At 66.1% G+C, this 17,723-nt stretch carries 13 protein-coding genes; 5 read left to right on the top strand and 8 right to left on the bottom strand.

The window, feature by feature from the left end; genetic code table 11:
- Nucleotides 1-444: 444 nt before the first annotated feature.
- The 6 genes from ACZK39_RS03195 to ACZK39_RS03170 all read right to left on the bottom strand — a co-directional run bounded on the left by ACZK39_RS03195 (nt 445) and on the right by ACZK39_RS03170 (nt 12,182).
- The gene (locus ACZK39_RS03195) at nt 445-1,323 is read right to left on the bottom strand and encodes a hypothetical protein (RefSeq protein ID WP_463612489.1); all 879 of its coding nucleotides are present in this window, start codon (nt 1,321-1,323) and stop codon (nt 445-447) included.
- Nucleotides 1,324-1,628: 305 nt separating this feature from the next.
- The gene (locus ACZK39_RS03190; protein ID WP_463612488.1) at nt 1,629-6,458 is read right to left on the bottom strand and encodes a class I SAM-dependent DNA methyltransferase; all 4,830 of its coding nucleotides are present in this window, start codon (nt 6,456-6,458) and stop codon (nt 1,629-1,631) included.
- Nucleotides 6,451-9,285 (bottom strand): helicase-related protein, encoded by a 2,835-nt coding sequence (locus ACZK39_RS03185; RefSeq protein WP_463612487.1) that lies wholly within the window; start codon nt 9,283-9,285, stop codon nt 6,451-6,453. The genes ACZK39_RS03190 and ACZK39_RS03185 overlap by 8 nt, the downstream gene beginning before the upstream one ends.
- Before the next feature lie 99 nt (nt 9,286-9,384).
- Complete coding sequence (locus ACZK39_RS03180; protein WP_459054609.1) at nt 9,385-9,924, bottom strand: RloB family protein; 540 nt, start codon at nt 9,922-9,924, stop codon at nt 9,385-9,387.
- 68 nt (nt 9,925-9,992) lie between these two features.
- Nucleotides 9,993-11,339, bottom strand: a complete 1,347-nt coding sequence (locus tag ACZK39_RS03175; protein ID WP_463612486.1) for an AAA family ATPase — start codon at nt 11,337-11,339, stop codon at nt 9,993-9,995.
- Between the two features lie 213 nt (nt 11,340-11,552).
- Nucleotides 11,553-12,182 carry a hypothetical protein gene (locus tag ACZK39_RS03170; protein WP_463612485.1) on the bottom strand — a complete coding sequence of 210 codons (630 nt, stop codon included), beginning with the start codon at nt 12,180-12,182 and terminating at the stop codon, nt 11,553-11,555.
- A gap of 172 nt (nt 12,183-12,354) precedes the next feature.
- Here ACZK39_RS03170 and ACZK39_RS03165 point away from each other — a divergent pair, with 172 nt between their 5' ends.
- The 4 genes from ACZK39_RS03165 (at nt 12,355) to ACZK39_RS03150 (ending at nt 14,805) form a co-directional block, all read left to right on the top strand.
- Nucleotides 12,355-13,239: a dienelactone hydrolase family protein gene (locus ACZK39_RS03165; RefSeq protein WP_463612484.1), complete on the top strand. Its 885-nt coding sequence runs from the start codon at nt 12,355-12,357 to the stop codon at nt 13,237-13,239.
- 74 nt (nt 13,240-13,313) lie between these two features.
- Nucleotides 13,314-14,228 carry a metallophosphoesterase family protein gene (locus ACZK39_RS03160; protein ID WP_463612483.1) on the top strand — a complete coding sequence of 305 codons (915 nt, stop codon included), beginning with the start codon at nt 13,314-13,316 and terminating at the stop codon, nt 14,226-14,228.
- A 60-nt stretch (nt 14,229-14,288) separates the two neighbouring features.
- Complete coding sequence (locus ACZK39_RS03155) at nt 14,289-14,546, top strand: type II toxin-antitoxin system Phd/YefM family antitoxin (protein ID WP_182799515.1); 258 nt, start codon at nt 14,289-14,291, stop codon at nt 14,544-14,546.
- Between the two features lies 1 nt (nt 14,547).
- The gene (locus ACZK39_RS03150; protein ID WP_463612482.1) at nt 14,548-14,805 is read left to right on the top strand and encodes a Txe/YoeB family addiction module toxin; all 258 of its coding nucleotides are present in this window, start codon (nt 14,548-14,550) and stop codon (nt 14,803-14,805) included.
- Nucleotides 14,806-15,116: 311 nt separating this feature from the next.
- Here ACZK39_RS03150 and ACZK39_RS03145 read toward each other — a convergent pair whose 3' ends face one another.
- Together ACZK39_RS03145 and ACZK39_RS03140 are read right to left on the bottom strand one after the other, a co-directional pair.
- Nucleotides 15,117-16,667, bottom strand: a complete 1,551-nt coding sequence (locus ACZK39_RS03145) for a glycoside hydrolase family 6 protein (protein ID WP_463612481.1) — start codon at nt 16,665-16,667, stop codon at nt 15,117-15,119.
- A gap of 186 nt (nt 16,668-16,853) precedes the next feature.
- Nucleotides 16,854-17,384, bottom strand: a complete 531-nt coding sequence (locus ACZK39_RS03140) for a hypothetical protein (RefSeq protein WP_463612480.1) — start codon at nt 17,382-17,384, stop codon at nt 16,854-16,856.
- A 93-nt stretch (nt 17,385-17,477) separates the two neighbouring features.
- On the opposite strand from ACZK39_RS03140, the gene ACZK39_RS03135 reads away from it, so the two are divergent.
- Nucleotides 17,478-17,720 carry a hypothetical protein gene (locus ACZK39_RS03135; RefSeq protein ID WP_463612479.1) on the top strand — a complete coding sequence of 81 codons (243 nt, stop codon included), beginning with the start codon at nt 17,478-17,480 and terminating at the stop codon, nt 17,718-17,720.
- The last annotated feature ends 3 nt before the right edge of the window (nt 17,721-17,723 follow it).

The raw sequence follows: 17,723 nt of genomic DNA, 5'->3' as shown, positions 1-17,723 counted from the left end.
GGTTGACCCCGTCCGCACACCAACCTATCGAACATCTCTTGTGCCAGACGGCCGTGACTACGTATTGGAAAGGGTTGGATACCGTCACGAACGCTTCTACCGGTTCAACGCCTGATCGCCCCAGGAACCAGTCGGACATGCAAGCGTGAGACGACGACTCAGCCCGGAGTTCCCGCCACGGGGCGCACTTTGACAGACGCACGGCGCTTCGGGGAGGCTTGTCATCGAGATCGGGCCGCAGTACTTCCGCGCCCGCTTCAGTCAAACATCCTGCTGCCAATCATAGGAATCCGGCACTTCGCGCCTTGGCGGCATAACAGACTTTCACCTGACACCATCGACCACTCAGGGTATAGGACGGTGAAGGAAAGCGGATCGAAAGTGATCGAGGGAAAGCTGAGGGAACGAGATTATGAGGTGGATATTGCGCCGCGAGTGACGTGTTCACCAAGCTTGCGCAATGTAATCCTGCCTAATCTGCCAACTAACACCGGAGTCACGGAGATGCCCATCGAGCCAATTACGGATATCAAAGTCGTGCAAGTCCTCCTCTGGGTCCAGCTTGGCAGCCGCTGAGCTTAGAATGGGAGGGCTCGCGTATCCCAGATATACCGCGGTCCAGAGCACACGGTTCGCTGTGCGAGTGTCATCCAGGGCAAGGACCAATAGCAGCAATGCCGCTCCACCTAGTGCCACACTGAACACATTCAGTCCCAGTTGGAATTGCAGAAATGAAGAACAGGCAAGCATGGGACCGGCGACTGCGATTTTGAAATCAGACTCAGCCCTCGACCGATCAATACGCTGAAACTGCTCAGGGTGACTCGTAGCAAGCTGCTGTTCCGAGGCGGCGGAGTCCCATAGAACCGCCGGTAGCGGAAACCTCTCTGCGATCGGGCCAGGAAGAGTGCGAACTACCGTCGCTCTAGCGTACTCGATCGATTCGCGGGGGATGGGATGAAATCGGCTACGTATACGGAAGGACCGATAGAAGCAGTATCCGTTGCGTGGAGCGCGTGCCATTAGCCGCCCCCGGTGCACGGCTATGCGCACGACTGTGAAAACGAGCCAAATGGCGCCTCTAGACGCGGTCATCGCGAGCGTTCCCATAATGTAGATAAGGATTGCAAGAACCCCCAACAAAACTGCGTCGGAATACGTCGGCGAGAAGGGCAGCAGGGCCTCGGCTGCGGCGGCGAGTGCATACACGTCCTGACGCCGCTCGAACAGAACGACGCAGAGCATCAGTGTCCAAAGAACACCGGAGACAAGGGGCGCGCGCAGCTCACGGAAACCCGGCATTAGGACTGAAAGAATCTGCATCGTTGAACCCTACCATTCTTCCGACTTCGCTCACGCGGGAGGGGCGCCTTACTCCAGATCCAAAGGCGGCGGGCCCGTCGCTACTCGCTAGGCGCAAAGGATCCGTGGACTCCCTGCTCGGCGGCCACGAACACCTCCCCGACCGAGGGACAGCCTGCCTTGACTCAGGGGTGAACAAAGCCACTAGAGCGATGTCATTCCCGTGCTGGTCACGTCGCAGGGCCCACTCACGTCATGTCTCCATAAGCGCCGCCAATCTGGCGAAGGCCGGAAGTGCCAAAACATAGGCTGCCGGCGGAGCACAACTATCCACGCATCGAGGGAGGCACAGTGAGAAGTTGCACATACCGCCCCAAACCACTCTTTGCCCCGTGGAGATCTACCTCGCGGTCGCGGGGGGCGAACGGGAGTTCGTAGGTGTAGACCGTGCCAGCGGGGCGGGTGGCGGTGCGCTCCTCCTGGGTGAGCTTGTCGCCCTTCTTGCGCCACACCTGGCGGACCTGGGTGGGGACGAGGCGGCCGTTGGCGTCGTAGACATAGTCGTTCTGGTCGTAGCCGTGTAGGACCGCGAACTGGGTGCGGTAGATCGTCGAGAGTTCATCCGCAGTGACGCCGAGCATCGTAGCCATGAGGGCGTCGATCTCCACTAGGGCGTTGCGACGGTCGAGGTCGCGCCGCAGCGGGGTGTCGGGCGTCCACTCAGGTCCGACGTCGCCCAATTCGGGCGCCTCAGGGGAGGCCTTGTCGAGCAGCCATTCGTCGGCGGCGAACGCTGGATCCCAGTTGGTCGCCCACAGCTTCGCGTAGGCCGAGGTCAGACAGTTCAGGCGAAGGACCCTCAGCCGAGCACGCGGGAGCAGCGGATGATCCGCTGGGGGCAGCGGCAACTGATCGATCTGCGCGGACCGGATATTTGCCTTGGGAGCAGCCCTAATCGTGAAGTCGGCCAGCAACGACGACATCACGACAGCTAGGAGGACAGTGTCCTGATCGCCAGGACCAGCAGCCGAGAAGACGCCGTCAACGTGAGCCACACCCGGAGGGACCACGGCTGAGATGAGCGTTCGCTCCCCACTGTTCGCGGCCATCTTTCGCCACGCTACGCGGTAGTGGTCGCGGACAGGGACGCCGTCCCAGGTGCCGTAGGCGGAGTCGTAGACCGCTCGCTCGCCGGCCGGCTTGTAGGCCGTGACCGGTTGAGCGTCGGGCTCGAGCGTCTCCAAGTCCACCGACGACCAGTCCAGGTTGTGGAGCATCGTGGGGTTCGGCGACTTGTAGAAAGGGTTCGCGACGTGAAGGTGGGGACCTTGGAGGATCGCGTCGTCCCAGGACGCCGGCCCCCACTCCTGGACGAAGCGGCCTTTCTGTCGGTCGATCGACTCATCCCAGCCTCGTGAGAAACTCAAGCCGAGCTCCCCGACTCTCCTGGCCTTCGCCAGACGAGCAAGAACCGTAGCCGAGGAGCTATTCACCGTGTAGAGCATCCGTGAGCGCTCGACCGGCGTGGTCGGAGACTCCAGGACATCGCGCCACACTTGCAGTGTCTCCCGATTGACCCTTTGGATGCGTGATCGGTGAGGGCGACGATCCCAGCCACCCTCGTGCTTGAAGCCCGGTTCGGGACCCGAGCCATCATGCTGAGCCGAACGAGCAACTGTCTCGGGATGGTAGAGCCCGGCCGCGTGAAGGAAGACTGCCTGTCCGATAGGGCCATAGACGTGTACGCCGTAGTTGACCAGGTGGTGGACTTCGTCGAAGAGTTGCAGTTCGTTGACGAACTGCCAGTGGCGGCGGAGGCGCGCGTAGGTTGCCTCGCGAAGCACGCCAGCCTTCTCGTCTGTGAAGTGGGTCTCCGGGTGAATGAGGCCGGTCGTCCCGCGAGCGGACGAGTTCAGCCAGGTCCGGGACATGAAGCAGCGGTACAAGTCAGGCTGTAGACCTGCCAGCACCGGATAGGTCGTGACGTCCCCGATGAACTCGGCTAGGGCCACGATTTCCGCGTCGCCCTCGACCACGCCTTGCTCGACCCTGGGCTGCTGGAGCGTCTGCTCGCGGCGCGCCTTCTTCTCCGCAACGGACGGTTTCCACGCCAACTGCCACCACGGGTCGCCCTCCGCCAGGAGAGACTCGACGTCGCCTCGAGGCCGGACCCACGGAGGGTTGCCGACCTGGAGGTCGAAGCCCCCGCGACCAAGGACCGTCGCGAAGTCGAGCTGCCAGTGGAAGAAGCCCTGCTCGCGCGCCACGTCTTCGCAGACGCGCAGCCACGGGTGTTCTTCGAGCACCACGTAGACGCGCTTGGCGTTCGACGTGTGAAGCGTGAAGTCTTCCTGGTCGGCCAACGCCTGCCAGGCGTCGGCTGGGGCGAGAGGCTGGTCTGCTGCGCTGGCCTTCTTTCCGCGGTTGGGCTGGTGGGCGCCGAGGATGCCCTGTGCGGCGACGATCCACTGGTCGAGCGTGGGAGGGGCCACCTCGTCGCCGGTCAGCGGCCAGAACCACAGCGCGGTCCAGGCGTCCATGATGCGGCGGAGTCGGCGGTAGGCGCCGTCGTCGTCGGCGAGGGAGGCTTCGATCTGTTCGCGGGTGACGTTGGGGGTGCGAGTCTTTGAGGCTTCGAGGCCGCTCCGCGGCACCTCAGCCAACGGAGAGCCGAGGGTTCCTGAGGCTTCGAGGCCGCTTCGCGGCACCTCAGCCAGCGGAAGGGGGTCACCCCACAGCTTGATGTGACGGGCCGTTTGCTCCTCGGCGACCTTGAGGCGGCGGTAGGCCATCGCCCACAGCTCCTCGGCCTGGTGCGAGATCGCCACCAGCTGGTCGAGCTGCTTCTTTGTCGGCTTGCCCTTGATCGCCTTGCGCCACGCCTTGACCTTGGCCACGCGGTCGGGGACGAGCTCCTTGGCCTCCTTGGACTCGGACGTCGCACCCCAGCCCGCGGCGGGCAGCAGCCAGTGATGGATGCGGCCGCCGGAGCCGCTGAGCTCGGGACGGTCCTGCTCGATGCGCGCAGCGATGTCGGTGAGCGGCTCCGCGGTGGGCGGGGAGGTGAGCCAGCGCTTGTCGTTGACCTGATCGCGCGTGTAGAAGGAGCGCGACGCCCCCACCAGCGAGTTGCCGCGGCGCAGCCGGAGCCCGAACCACGGGGCTTGCAGCCCCTCGGCCATGGTGTCCAGCCACAGCGTGATCTCGGCGAACTCGACGGCTGTGGCGTTGAGGTCTACGCCGTAGACGTTGTGTAGGGCCAGGTAGGCCTTCACCTTCTGTAGCTCGGCCGGGTAGACGTCGGGGTCGATCCGCTCCCCCAGCTCCTCCTGCCGGCGCTTGAGATACTGCTCGGCCAGCTGCCGAACGGCCTCGATGGCGAACGCGCCGGAGCCGAGTGCGGGCTCGCAGACGCTGAGGCCCAGGATCTCCTCGGCGGTGGTGGTGCGGCCGTCCTGGTCCAGCAGTTCGGCGAGCGCCTCGGAGACGGTGAACTTCGTCAGCACCTCGGGGGTGTAGTACGAGGCGGAGCGCTGTCGCTGGCGTCCGGAGAGCCGGAAGACGAACTGGCCGCGGGTGTAGCGGCGGCGGCTCTTCTGTCCGGTGACGGGGTCGGTGTCTTTGACGAAGTCCTTCTCTTCAAGGTGGTCGGCGTGCTCCACGGGCACCACCCAGGAGCCCTTCTCCGGGTTGCCGTCGCGGGCCACCTCGTAGAGGTCGACGTCGGCGAACGAGCCGGTGTAGCTCATCAGGCCCTCGTAGACGGCGCCCAGCTGGTTGATGCCGAGCTCGACGTAGCTGATGAAGCCGCGCTCCTTGCCGGAGCGCTCCTTGCTGAGCAGGAGCCGGCGGAGGACTTCCTGGAGGGCGTGGTTGCCGAGGCGTACTTCGTCGATGAGGGCGGTGGCCTGGGGTGAGAAGAGGTCTGCGCGGAGGGGTTGGAACTCTAGTCCTCGTTCGACCAGGCGGTCCAGGTTGTTGGGGAGATAGTTGCCGTCTTCGGTCTCTGCGGCAGGTTGCGTTTCATAGGTTTCGAGACGCTCGCCGGCTCCGCCGTCGAGCTCCTCAACCAGCGAATGGCCGCGGTCGACGAGGCGGAAGAGCAGTGCCAGCGACTCGTACAGGTGGGTGCCGGAGCGGGCGCGCGGGGAGGCGAGCTCCACCTGCACCAGCTCCCGGAGCCGGTCCAGGGAGTAGCCGCGGGCGTAGTCGGGGTCTCCGACGGGCAGGATCTTCAGCTCCGGCGACGCCTCGGCGTAGAGGAGGAACAGGATCCGGTAGAGGAACCGCAGCGACTGCAGCGCCAGCGGCTGCGCCTGGCTCTGCGGAAGCGGGTCGAGGCCCTGGGCGCGCCGTCGGTCCACCACCTCGTTGGCGATGAGCTCGATGGACTCCCGCACGCCCTCGCGCAGGTCGGCGGAGACTCCGACGGTGTGGGCGACGGACGCCTCCAGCGTCGCGTCCCACCAGATGTTGCCGTCGGCGTCGGGGGCCAGCGACTCGGCGTCGACGGCCACCAGGGCGCGGTCGATCTCGCCGCCCTGCTTGGTGTCGCCGCGCTCGGCGACGGTGTGGAGGTCGACGGCCAGGTAGCGGCCCTCGGGCCAGCGGGAGGCCTCGGCCACCACCAGCCAGCGGCCGGCCATGATGAGCGCGAACTTGGTCTCCTCGTGGTCGAGGAACAGGGTGGAGACGAGCTTGGTGGCAGAGGTGATCGGGTCCTCGTCGTCGACGACGTACGGCTCGGCCAGGGTGTCGACGTGGCGGGCGAACAGCTCGTCGAGGGTGGCGGCGGGCTTGGCCTCCACGATCGCGAGGGTGGGTTCGAGGCCGGGTGAGCGGAGCAGCCGCACGGGCCCGTTGACGGTGGTCTCGTAGGGGCCGGGCTCGTAGCCGAGGATGCGGCGGAGGTCGGCGTGGAGGGCCGCGGCGGCGTCGGGGTCCGGGTCCTCGTCGGCGTAGAGGGCGGCCATCGAGGTGGCCAGCTTGGAGCGCTCGGCGGTGAACCGCGGCTTGGTGGTGGGGTGCTCGGCGTCGCGCCACTGCTTGACCCGGTCCAGGACGCGGGCCAGGTAGGACTCCTTGCGGGCGTCGGTGGTGAAGAAGTGCTCGCTGATCCAGTCCTCGACGACGAGGAGGGCGTCGCTGTCAGCCATGGGTGGCCTCCGGGGTGTCGGCGGGGAGGACCGCCAGCAGGGGGCGCACCAGCTGGCGGTCGGGGGTCATGTCGCGGCTCAGCCGCTCCTGCGCGTCGACGAGGGCGCGGCGGCGGCGCACCTGGTCGCGCTGGATGAGAGCCTCGGCCTCGGACTGCCACTCCTCCGCGCGGGCCACCCACTCGTCGACCCGCGCCTTCGCGGCGTCCGCGGCGGCCTGGAACTGGAAGCGCAGGGTGTCCTCGGCGCGCTCGACGGCGGGCCGGACGAGATCCATGTCAGGTAGCTGGACGGGGCCGGGGTTGCTGCGTTCGCCGATGACGCCGGCGTCGGCGAGCATCTCCCCCGCCGTCGCGTGGACCTCGACGAAGGGCGTGGCGCCGTGGAACTGGGCGGACAGCCACGACGAGGCCACCACCTGGCCGCGGCGGTTGATGAGGGTGCCGTTGAGCAGGACGGTGGGCACGTCGACGTCGCCGCGGACGGCGAAGATCTCGCCGCGAGCCAGCCGGGCCAGGGCGCGGTCGGCGGCCCAGTCGAGCACGGGGTGGAGTGGGCCGAGGTAGTGGGCCTGGGGCCAGGAGGAGGCGCTGGCGTCGGTGAGGGCAGCGTCGAGGATGGTGCTCGCGGCGTTGGGGTCGGTGACGAGCTGAAGGCGCTCGAGGACGTTGCGGTCGGCGAGGTAGCTCTGCGGGAGCACCTCGAAGCGCTGGCGCAGATCGGCGGGCGGGACGAACTCGACGATGTGCTCGGCCTGGTGTTCGCGCCATGCGACGCCGCCGAGGTCCCGCGGGAGGGGCCTGTCCTCGGGTGAGGGGTAGTACTCGTGGAGCGCGTCGCGGAGGAAGTCGACCGGCTTGGCGTAGAGGAGGTGATCGCCGACGACGGCGGGCTCGGGCTGATCGTCGGCGTCGTCGTCGAGGTACTGGGCCAGCCAGTCGTCGACGCTGGTGGCGATGTCCTCGGGGCCGGCAACCACGTCGTCGAAGCTCTTGGAGCCGGCGAGCACCTGGCGGATGGCCTCCTCCTCGGCGGTGACGCTGTAGCGGCCCATGAGGCTGGCGGCGTCGCCGAGGGCGCGGTGGGCCTCGTGCTCGCGGGCGACGAGGGCGGTGAGGACGCGGATGTCGCCGGAGAAGCGCTCATTTGAGGTGTTGAGCAGGAGGGTGGTGATCTGCGGGGGCTGCTTCTGGCCGTAGCGGTCGATGCGGCCGTTGCGCTGCTCGATGCGGATGAGGCTCCACGGGATGTCGTAGTGGATGAGGTGGTGGCACTGCTTGTGGAGGTTGACGCCCTCGGAGGCGACGTCGCCGGTGACCAGGACGCGGATGGGCGAGCTGGTCTGCTTGAAGCTCTCGACGATGGCCTGCTGCTGGTCGTCGGCCAGGCCGCCGTGGAGGACCTCGACCTGGTCGGCTTTGAGGCCGAGGTCCTTCTGGAGCTTCGTCTGGAGCCAGTGGAGGGTGGCGACGCGCTCGGAGAAGACGACGGCCCGCATGGGCGAGGTGGGGCCGACGCGGACCTCGTCGCGGAGGTAGCTGACGAGGGCCTGGTACTTCGACGAGGTGGCCATGGTGGCCTCGTTGAGGACGGCCAGGCGGCGCAGGGCCTCGGCCTCGCGGTGGGCGGCGGGCGTGTGGTCAAGGCGCTCGATGCGGTTGCGGAGGGTGTCGCGGAGGGCGGCCGGCGAGGACAGGAAGGCCTTCGCCAGCGTCCACGGGAACAGGGGGCCGTTGGCGCCGGAGAAGGGCGAGGTGGTCGTCGGGCGGAGCCAGGTGTCGACCAGCTCGTCGACGACGGCGTCCTCCTGCGGCGAGGCGTCGATGAGGCGGTTGTCGGGCTCCAGACGCTCGGCCCAGTCGGCCCCCACCTCCTCGGCCACCTCGGCACTGTGTCGGTGTCGTCGGATGGTGAGTTGCTCGACGCGCTTGGCGTCGAGGTCGCCGTCGGCCTTGACTGCGGTGGGGTCGAGGAGGCGGACCAGCTCGGCGAACGACTCCCGCGAGCCGTTGTGCGGGGTGGCGGAGGCGAGGATGAGGGCGTCGGCCTGCGGCGCGAGGATGCTGGCCAGGCGGTTGTTGAGGGTGGCGGTGTTGGTGACGTTGTGCGACTCGTCGATGACGACGGCGTCCCAGTGGTGGCGGCGCAGGTCGTGGACGAAGCGCTCCTGCTTCAGCGTGTCGATGGAGATGATCACGCGGCGGAAGTAGGAGAACGGGTTGCGGTTGGCGGGCAGCTTCTGCTTGACGCGGGCCACGCCCTGGGAGTCGAGGCGCACGAACGGGATGGCGAAGCGGCTCCACATCTCGTGCTGCATCTGCTCCAGGACGTGTCGCGGGGTGACGACGAGGATCCGCTCCCCGCGGCCGCGGCGGATGAGCTCGGAGAGGATCATGCCGATCTCGAGCGTCTTGCCGAGGCCGACGGCGTCGGCGAGGAGGATGCGGGGCCGCAGTGTCGCGGGGTCGAGGGCCTTGGCCACGGCCTTGTGCTGGTAACCGAGCTGGCGGGCGAGCATGCGCGGCGAGACGGTGAGCGAGTCGTCGCTGAGGGGGACGGCGGTCTTGCGGAGGGTGGACTCCACCCAGAGGCGGGAGCGGCGGTACTTGGGTGAGTCGTCGGCGCGGACTTGAGTGTCGCGGGGGTCGTTGAGCTTGATCCGGTCCAGCGAGGGGTAGAAGACGGCGTCCTGGCCGCGGACCAGATCGGAGAGACCCTGGGCGTTGAGGACGGGTCCGTCGGACGACTCGTCGACTGATGTGATCAGCCAGTCCTCGTCGCGCACCACGACGACGTTGCCGGGTGCGAAGGTGTTCGTGCTACTCATCGTGGGATGGAGCCTATCGGCTGGGTCGGTCAGGTTGGGCGAGGGCGGAGTCAGAGTGTTTGACCGAGAGTCGAAGGCCCCCGGCGGAGAACGACCACCCTAGAGCTGTCCCCGAAGTAGATCCACCAGCAGCGGCATGGCCGTGGACGGATCGGGACCCTTCCTGCACGCAGCCAAGTCTGGATCCGCCTTGAGCGCCACGGTGCAGGCAGCGTGGACGGACTCGATCGGGAACTTGGGCGTAAGCGCCTTTCCCTGAAGGAGTCCCAACTTGGAGACCAGTTGATCGAGCCGATCAGAGGTCAGGACCGAGCGGCTCTCCTCCACATGCCAGCGCAGCCAGACCTCGAACTTGAGGTTTGAGATCAGCACCAGGATGCTCTCGTTTCGGGCAAGACGACATGCCTCTTCGAGAGTGGAGTGCTGATCAACGTCCACCAGGCAGACGCAGATGTCGTATGGCTTGTCATCACTGTCTGCCTTGTCCCGGAGCTCCACGCACTTTTCCACCACCCTGAGGGGATCCTTCCCTACGCCGACGCGCTTGACATGGGTCGTGAACTCACTGCTTCGTAGAAACGCATCCAGGCGCTCCACGTATTGCGGCTCCGTTTCCGTGCCCTCTGTGACGACGAGCACGCGCCGGGCCTCTTGACGCGGCGGACGACGCCTACGCTGAGTTGAGTTCTTGCTCGATGCCACGCCCGTCACTCAGCCCCAGAGTTGACGAGTGCGGCAAAGGAGCTACTCGAGAGGCGTGGCGTCCCTCCATAGCGGCCCGTCAGATAGCGTTTGGCCACGTTGGCATCAGGGTGCTGCGGGAAGTCCGCCAGACACGTCAACGTGGTCACCCCGTCGTAGGTCTTGTCCGTGAACCACACCTGCTCCGGCGCGAGCTGCACGTCACTCAACGGCGAGAGCACGTAGGACTCGTGGCTGGTGAACACCAACTGCGCATGATGGCTGTTGACCGCGGGATCGGCGAACATCTCCAGCAGCAACTCCAGCAGATGGGGATGGAGGCTCGCGTCAATCTCGTCCACCGCTAGGAGTCCCCCGGCGCGCAGCGCTTCCAGCGCGGGAACGGCGGTCGCAAGCCACGCGATGGTGCCGTCGCTTTCGTTCTGAATCGAGAACGGTGGGCAGTCGTCTACCGTCCCTCGGTGCGTGAAGGTGAGGTGCCGAACCACCTGTTCCAGCTGATCGTCGTCGAGCTCACCAGGGTTGTCGGCCGCTTCGGTCTCAGCCGACTTTCTAGCCTGGCCATCGCTATCGCTGCCGCTCTGAACCTCACGGAGAAAGCGCGAAACGGCCCGCCAGATCTCTTCCGGGATGTTCCGTTCCTCGATGCTCACGCTCGTTACCCCGATGTCAGCGACCTGAAGCAGCAACTCGAGATCAGCAAACGTGATCGTCCCATCAGCCAGCGAGTCTGCGATCTTCTTGAGGCGTGCCTCCCGGTGAGAGTCCTTCACGGTGACGTAGTCAAAACTTCCGACCAACCTCTCGGCGATCGCATGAAACGGCGAGTCGGGCATGAGGAGCGCGCGGCTGAGCACCAACTCGCGGTTAGTCACCGCACCCACAGTGCGCATGCTCGGGTGGAGCTTGAGCGTGCCGTCGGTACGGTCTCGCTCCAGCAGCGAGCGCCAACGAGAGCTGGGGACATCGCGGAGCCACTCGCGCCTGACCCCATCGGCGTCAACCTCGAAACCGTAGAGATGACGACGCCCGTCGTGCACAAAATCCAGCTCGTAGGTGCTCGTGGAGGTGCGAGAAGTGCCGTCGAGCAGGAAGGGAGCCCGCATCATCGACGGCGCATCCTGCCAGGCCGTTGCTGAGCGGCGAATCGCGGCAAAGGCATAGCTCATCGCGTCCAGCACTGCCGACTTCCCGGTTGCGTTCGCACCGAAGATGCCAGCCAGGGGGTAGGACGCTGAACTCCAGTCCCCATCCTTGGGATGAAGGGTCCGCAATGAAGGACGGACGAGGTCCAGCGTGACTTCGTCGCGGATGCTCTTGTGGTTGCGCACCGTGAAGCTGAGCATGATCATGGAGCAACAGTATCAGTCTGAGCCATCGAAATTTTACGTTTTTCGTATGGATGTCCGCGCTTTCACCAGCTCGACCACCAGATCAGCGTCATCTGTAGGCCGCGCAGACTGACCCCGGACAGTAGCGAGTGAGCGTGGACCATGAGTCCGCCCACGAGCATCCAACGCTCCGGGGGCAGAGCGCTTGCGATCTCGTCCAGGCGCTCAAAGACGTCAGAGATCATGAGCCCGCTGCTCCAACTCGTTCGCCGCAGCGGCCGACACCCTGGCGTCGCCCAGCAGATAACTGTCCAGAAGCAACCTGGCGGGGCGCGGGGTGGTGACTGGGCGTTCCACGACGCCCAGGTTCCCGTCAGCATCGAGGATCACGTCGTGTCCCTGCTCCAGCCGGTCCAAGTCGTCGGTTTCCACGAACGTGATCCAACCCTCTCCCGGAACGACGCCCAGCGTCGTCATGTCCGCGGCCGAAGGACCGACCCTGGGGAGGTCGGGAGCGTGCGCCACCCGGTAGCGCGCCCACCCTCCGCCGAGTCCGTCGGCTGCGTGCGCGATCTCCACAACCGACATTTCCCTGAGTCGCGAGCGGAGCCTGGACCTCTCGGAACTCGACAGCCTCTCCGTGCGACCGTTCGAGAGAAGGTCCATGGCGGCCTCGCGCACGTCGGAGCTCCAACGCCGGCCCCGCGCCAAGGCGCGCACCCATGCCATCACTGCCACGTCGTCGACCAGCGCGAGGCGCCCCACCGTCCTCAGCGCGGCCAGATCCCCAGAGCGCACTGCTTGCTGCACGAACCTGTCCGAGCGTCCGTGCTGTTCCGCGATCTGTGCGACCGTCAACTCCATGGCACATATATTCGCTAGAACGACGTATTGTGTCAAGCGTCCGCATGCCCGTCCGTCCAGGGTGTGACAGGACTCCCCAGGGTCGGACACCCGACCCGACACAGATCGTTGATAGATCCACCCACAGTGGTCTACTGGACACGCGCCCCGCTGGGCCTGAGGAGGAGTGGTCATGGATCGTTCAGGCGTGAGACGCCTGCTGGGTATTGAGCCTGCGCGGAATCGCCTCGTCGGTGCCGAAGCCTCGGCACCGGAGCCATGGCAGGGGATCTCACGATCACGGGTGTTGCTGCGCGCCTCCGACGAGCACACGATTCCGTGCCTCCTCCTGGAACCGGAGCACCTCTCGACGCCCCTGCCCGTCGTGGCCGTGCACCAACACAACGGCGAGTTCCACCTCGGCAAGAGCGAACCTGCCGGGATGGCGGGCGACCCGGGCATGGCCTACGGCCTCGCACTGGCGAAGGCCGGGGTCACCACGCTGATCCCTGACCTCCACGGGTTCGAGGGGCGGCGCGACCCCTCTGGCGACGGCGCCCACGACGAACGGTTCCACGCATGGAACCTCATCGCCCACGGCACTACCCTGCAAGGCACACACGTCACCGACGTCTCCATGGCCATCGACTGGATCCTCCACCACACCGGCGCCGGTTCGTGCGGCGTGATCGGACACTCGCTCGGCGGCCAAGTCAGTTTCTTCTCCATGGCCTGCGATGAGCGCATCGTCGCCGGCGTGCTCAACTGCGGCGTCGGGACGGTGGCGTCCTTCGAGCCCGCCGGCATTCTCCATAACCCGGCCTGGTATCCGCCCGGCATCGTGACACTCGGCGACTCCCCCGCCGTCGCACGCGCCTTCCACCAGCAACGAGTCCTCCTCGTGGCCGGCCGCGACGACCCTCTGTTCCCCATCTCGGGCGTCGACGAGGTCGTCGCCGCCTTCGCACCATGCATCGCCGACCACGAGATCTTCGACGGCGGACATGAGCTACCCCCCGCGATGCTGGCCCACGAAGTCGGCTGGCTCTTACGCGAACTCAATGCGCCGAGCAGGTAGCACCTGGGCGATTGGCGGACACCTCCGGCGCCACCGACCTATGATCGGAAACGACACGACCGAGCATGGCGGTGATGACTGTGAAGACGATGACACGTCTGACGGAGGCCTACAGGGACGCCCGCGTCGAGTTCATCGACGATACCTCCCGCTACGTGATCATGAGCGACTGCCATCGCGGGGACGGCTCCAAGTCCGACGAGTTCCTCAAGAACAAGAACTCGTTCACGGCCGCGATGGACTACTACTGGAAGAACGGCTTCACCTACGTGGAGGCAGGCGACGGCGACGAGCTCTGGGAGCACGACTTCAAGCACATCATCAGGGCCAACCGCGCCGTGTGGGAGCAGCTGCGCCAATTCCACCAGGCGGGCAGGTTGATCCGGATGTGGGGCAACCATGACCTCGACCTGAGAGACCCCAGGTTCGTGCGACAACACCTCTGGACCGCGAAGGACGCGGTGACCGGTGAGATCGAGCCGTTCTTCCACGGTCTGGAGGCGGTTGAGTCGGTGGTGTTCCGGCACCGGGAGACCGGGCAGGACGTCCTACTGGTGCACGGCCACCAGGGCGACTTCCCCAACGACCAGGCCTGGAGGTTCAGCCGGTTCATGATGCGCGCGTTCTGGAGGTATGCGCATGCGTTCGGGTTCCACAGCCCCACAAGCCCCGTTGCCAACTCCTACAAGCGGCACAAGGTGGAGCGCAACTATGTGAAGTGGATCCGCCAGAACCGAATGGCACTCATCTGCGGCCACACACACCGCGAGAAGTTCCCGCGGGGCGACCAGATGCCCTACTTCAACTCCGGCAGCTGCATCTATCCGTCGCACATCACCGCCCTGGAGATCGAGAACAGCGCCATCTCTCTGGTCAGGTGGCGTGTAGACCCCAACGAGGACGCGATCCTGCAGGTGACCCGCCGGGTGGTGGCGGGACCCGAGCCGCTGTCCACGTACGACCTTCGCCACTCGTCGACGAGCCACTGACCTGGCACTGGTTGCCTGACCTCCGGGAGGGACGTACACTTTTCTGTACAGGAGGCTGCCATGAAGACTATGAGCTACACGGAATCCCGAGCACGATACGCAGAGGTTCTCGACTCGGTCGTCAACGACCGCGAAGAGGTGGTCATCACCCGCGCCGGGCACGACCCCGTGGTGATCGTGTCGCTCGATGACTACGAGTCGCTGCGCGAGACCGCCTACCTCATGCGTTCCCCCGCGAACGCCCGCCGGCTGCTGGACGCCATGGAGCGACTTGAGGCTGGGCGCGGTCAGGCCCACGATCTGATCGACACCGACTGACGTGCTGCTCGTCTGGGATGAGAACGCCTGGGACGACTACCTCTGGTGGCAGGCGCAGGACCGGAAGGTCCTCAAGCGGATCAATGCGCTCCTTGCTGACATCCAACGCAACGGCAACGAAGGCATCGGTAAACCGGAGGCGCTCAAGCACGACTTCGCCGGCTACTGGTCCAGACGAATCACCGACGAGCACCGCCTCGTCTACAAGATCGCCGGCGACGAGGTCCGGATCGCCGCTTGCCGCTACCACTATGGGTAGCCCTGGATGCCACAGCCCAACCCGGACGCTGGTGTCATGCGAGGACAGAGTTCGCCTGCAGAAACGCGGTGAACCGTCCATGACACCCCAGACAGGCACATGGATCGCCTCGTCTCACTCGGAGTTTGTTCAGTTCTATTGGGGGCGACAACCGGTGAACAAGGTGACTGGAGGGGTCCTGCGTGAGGGAGACGCTGCTCGACCAAGGTCGAGCCGTCGGCGACCTGCTGACGCTCACCTGGCCGTCGCAAAACAAAGGGAGGGGGCACCAGACATCGCCTGGCACCCCCTCCTCACTGCGCCTTTGACCCCTAGGCCGAGGTGCAGGGCTGGCCGTCAACCGTGAACAGCCACGGCTCCGTCGCGCCGCCCTTGGCGGAGACGACCACAGACGGTGCTCCCGAGACGATCTTCACGTCCACGCCAACCTGGGTCGCGCGGCCGCGGCTGACGTTGTTGATGCGTTGATCGTCGCGCCACGCGTACTCAAGCGTCCACTCAGGTGACGGAGAGGTCACGGTGACCTTCGCGGAGAACGCCTTGCCCTTGCCCTTGGCGTCCCACACCACGTGGCACTCCTGCGGCTTGAGCTCCGGGGAGGCGAACTCGATCAGCTCCCTGGCCTGCTCGGCGAACCACTGCCCTGCGGGCGGGTCCTGCATTTCGCGTTCCGGATCCAGCGGACCCTCGGTGCCGCGGTAGCACTGGCCGTCGGACTCGCCCGGCACCTTGATCCACAGGAAGGCATCCACGAGCGGGATGCCGGTCGTGGTCGTGGGACGGGCCCCAGCGCCGCGATCCGGCGGGTTGCACCAGTCCTCGTGGGTGCTGTCGTACTGGCCCTCGTGGTCCCACGGCCCGATGCCGTTGCGGCTGGTGTCGATGACGAAATGGGTCGACGGCTCCACGTCGCCCAGGATTGCGGCGTAGCGCGAGTCGATGCCCGACGTGTTCAGCACGGCGTCCGGATTGTCAGCCGACCACTCGCCGTAGTTGGACATCGCGTCGCCCTGCCATTCGGTTGCCGGCCCGCCGTTCCAGTACTGGTTGCCGCACTCGGCGAAGACGCCCGGGGCCACCTCGGTGGCGTAGGCGATGCACGATGAGATCCACGTGCCGTAGGCCACCTGGTTGGCGGTGAACTGGTAGTTGGACGCGTTGAGGAAGAACCCCGTCGCGTTCTGCACCCCGGCCTTCACGAGCCGGTCGGAGATCTCGCCGACGTTCAGCCAGGCCGACGACGTCCCGTCGAGGTACACGTCGGTGCCCTTCAGCGCCTCGAACGCGTCGACGGCGTGGTTGAGCTGTTCGAAGCGATACTGGGTCGCCGTCGCGGGGTCGAGCCCAGCCGGCTGGCACCACTCGACCGAGCCGTCGAGCGTCTCGTAGTGGGGGATGACGCCGAGGCCGTCGGGCTCGAGGAGCACCGTGGCAGGTCGGTCGCCAATCCCGGCCGCGAACCCGTCGATCCAGGCCGTGTAGGCCGCGGTGTCGAGCGCACCTCCCGACGAGTACTGGGCGCAGTCGCGGAACGGGAGGTTGTACGCGACGAGCACGGGCACTTCGCCGCGCGCCTCGGCCGCACTGACCACCTCGTCGACGGCGATCCGCACCTCCTCCGGCGTGCCCTTCGTGAACCAGTCGGCCGAGGGGATGCTCCCGAGGAGCTGAGCATCGGCGCGCGCCTGACCGCTCAGCTTCTGGGCCGCCTCGAGCGTGGTGCTGTAGGGGTTGAGGTAGAGGTCCGAGCCGGCGAGCCCATCGGTGGAACCGGAGGCCTGGGCGGGCAGGGCCAGCAGCGTTGCCGCCAACCCGCTGAGCGCCAGCGCTCTCCATCGGGATGAGGATGAAACAGATGACATGTGACTCCCTTAGTCGTCATTGACCTCCGCGCAGTAGCGCGGACACGCACGGTCACTGAGAGCGCTCTCAGCTTGCGCGCAAGCCCCACCTTTCCGTGAGAGCGCTCTCGTGTCAAGGAGGAGTGAAGAGCATCAGCGCGCCAGCAAGGCCAGAGACAGTCTCGCCCGGGTATAGACGTACGGGCTTCAGCCCCGCATCGCGCCGCCACGCAGAGCCCGCGCCATCGACACGGCTCCGGGCACCTGCATGAGGAACACCACGAACGCGACGCCGCTGACCGCCTGCAGGGGCGTGGCCCACGGTGAGTGGTCTCCACCACTGATTCCATACGTGTCGGCTAGCGCCATGCCGGGTCCGAAGCTGGCCCAGAAGTAGCCGAAAGCGCCCAGCGCCACGAGCGCCAGGTACTGCACAGCGACGATCCGAGCCTCGACGTCGGGCCGCCTCCGTGTGCGCAACAGCAGGCCGACCGCGACGATGGGACCAACCGCCAGGCCGCCCAAGACCAGCGGCGCGCCCATGGACTCCCCCGCCGCGGAGACGTCGGCGTAGATCTGGGAGAGCTCGGCACCGGGCACCGCCGCCAGCGGGTTCAACACAAGGATCTGGACGGCCGCGAGCAGCGCGTACGCCACCACCATGCCGGTGCCGATCACCGCAACCACGATGGGCCGCCGGCGGCGAGGCCCCTCGGCGGATCGGCTCATGTCGGTCATGGGACGAGAGTATTCACCAAGAGCCCGGGCGCAGGAGGAATAATCCATGGAGATCTTGTTGAACATATCCCGGTTTCGTTGCACACTTGAAGAGTGAGGTTGAAGCTGACTCAAGCGGCTCGCAAGCATCGCATCGGTGCAGCCCGGATCGCCCATGTGGTCAGCACTAGTCAGCCCACAGTAGGGGTCAGAACCAGCGGGGAACCTGAGTATTGCTGGATCGGCGAGGATGACCGTGGACTGGAACTGGAGATCGTCGGGGTCCTCGTCAAGACGGACGGCGAGCCGACGATGCTGATTATCCATGCCATGCCGACGGCACTGAGGAGGAAATGAGCG

This window comes from Tessaracoccus luoxuelianae, assembly GCF_055326245.1.
The sequence above is the reverse complement of the archived record's forward strand: the minus strand, read 5'-3'. Positions and strand labels throughout refer to the sequence as shown.

Coding starts and splice junctions, on each gene's coding strand:
- ACZK39_RS03190 (WP_463612488.1), bottom strand. CDS start 6,458: ATGGCTGACAGCGACGCCCTCCTCGTCGTCGAGGACTGGATCAGCGAG.
- ACZK39_RS03195 (WP_463612489.1), bottom strand. CDS start 1,323: ATGCAGATTCTTTCAGTCCTAATGCCGGGTTTCCGTGAGCTGCGCGCG.
- ACZK39_RS03185 (WP_463612487.1), bottom strand. CDS start 9,285: ATGAGTAGCACGAACACCTTCGCACCCGGCAACGTCGTCGTGGTGCGC.
- ACZK39_RS03145 (WP_463612481.1), bottom strand. CDS start 16,667: ATGTCATCTGTTTCATCCTCATCCCGATGGAGAGCGCTGGCGCTCAGC.
- ACZK39_RS03140 (WP_463612480.1), bottom strand. CDS start 17,384: ATGACCGACATGAGCCGATCCGCCGAGGGGCCTCGCCGCCGGCGGCCC.
- ACZK39_RS03165 (WP_463612484.1), top strand. CDS start 12,355: ATGGATCGTTCAGGCGTGAGACGCCTGCTGGGTATTGAGCCTGCGCGG.
- ACZK39_RS03175 (WP_463612486.1), bottom strand. CDS start 11,339: ATGATCATGCTCAGCTTCACGGTGCGCAACCACAAGAGCATCCGCGAC.
- ACZK39_RS03170 (WP_463612485.1), bottom strand. CDS start 12,182: ATGGAGTTGACGGTCGCACAGATCGCGGAACAGCACGGACGCTCGGAC.
- ACZK39_RS03160 (WP_463612483.1), top strand. CDS start 13,314: ATGACTGTGAAGACGATGACACGTCTGACGGAGGCCTACAGGGACGCC.
- ACZK39_RS03155 (WP_182799515.1), top strand. CDS start 14,289: ATGAAGACTATGAGCTACACGGAATCCCGAGCACGATACGCAGAGGTT.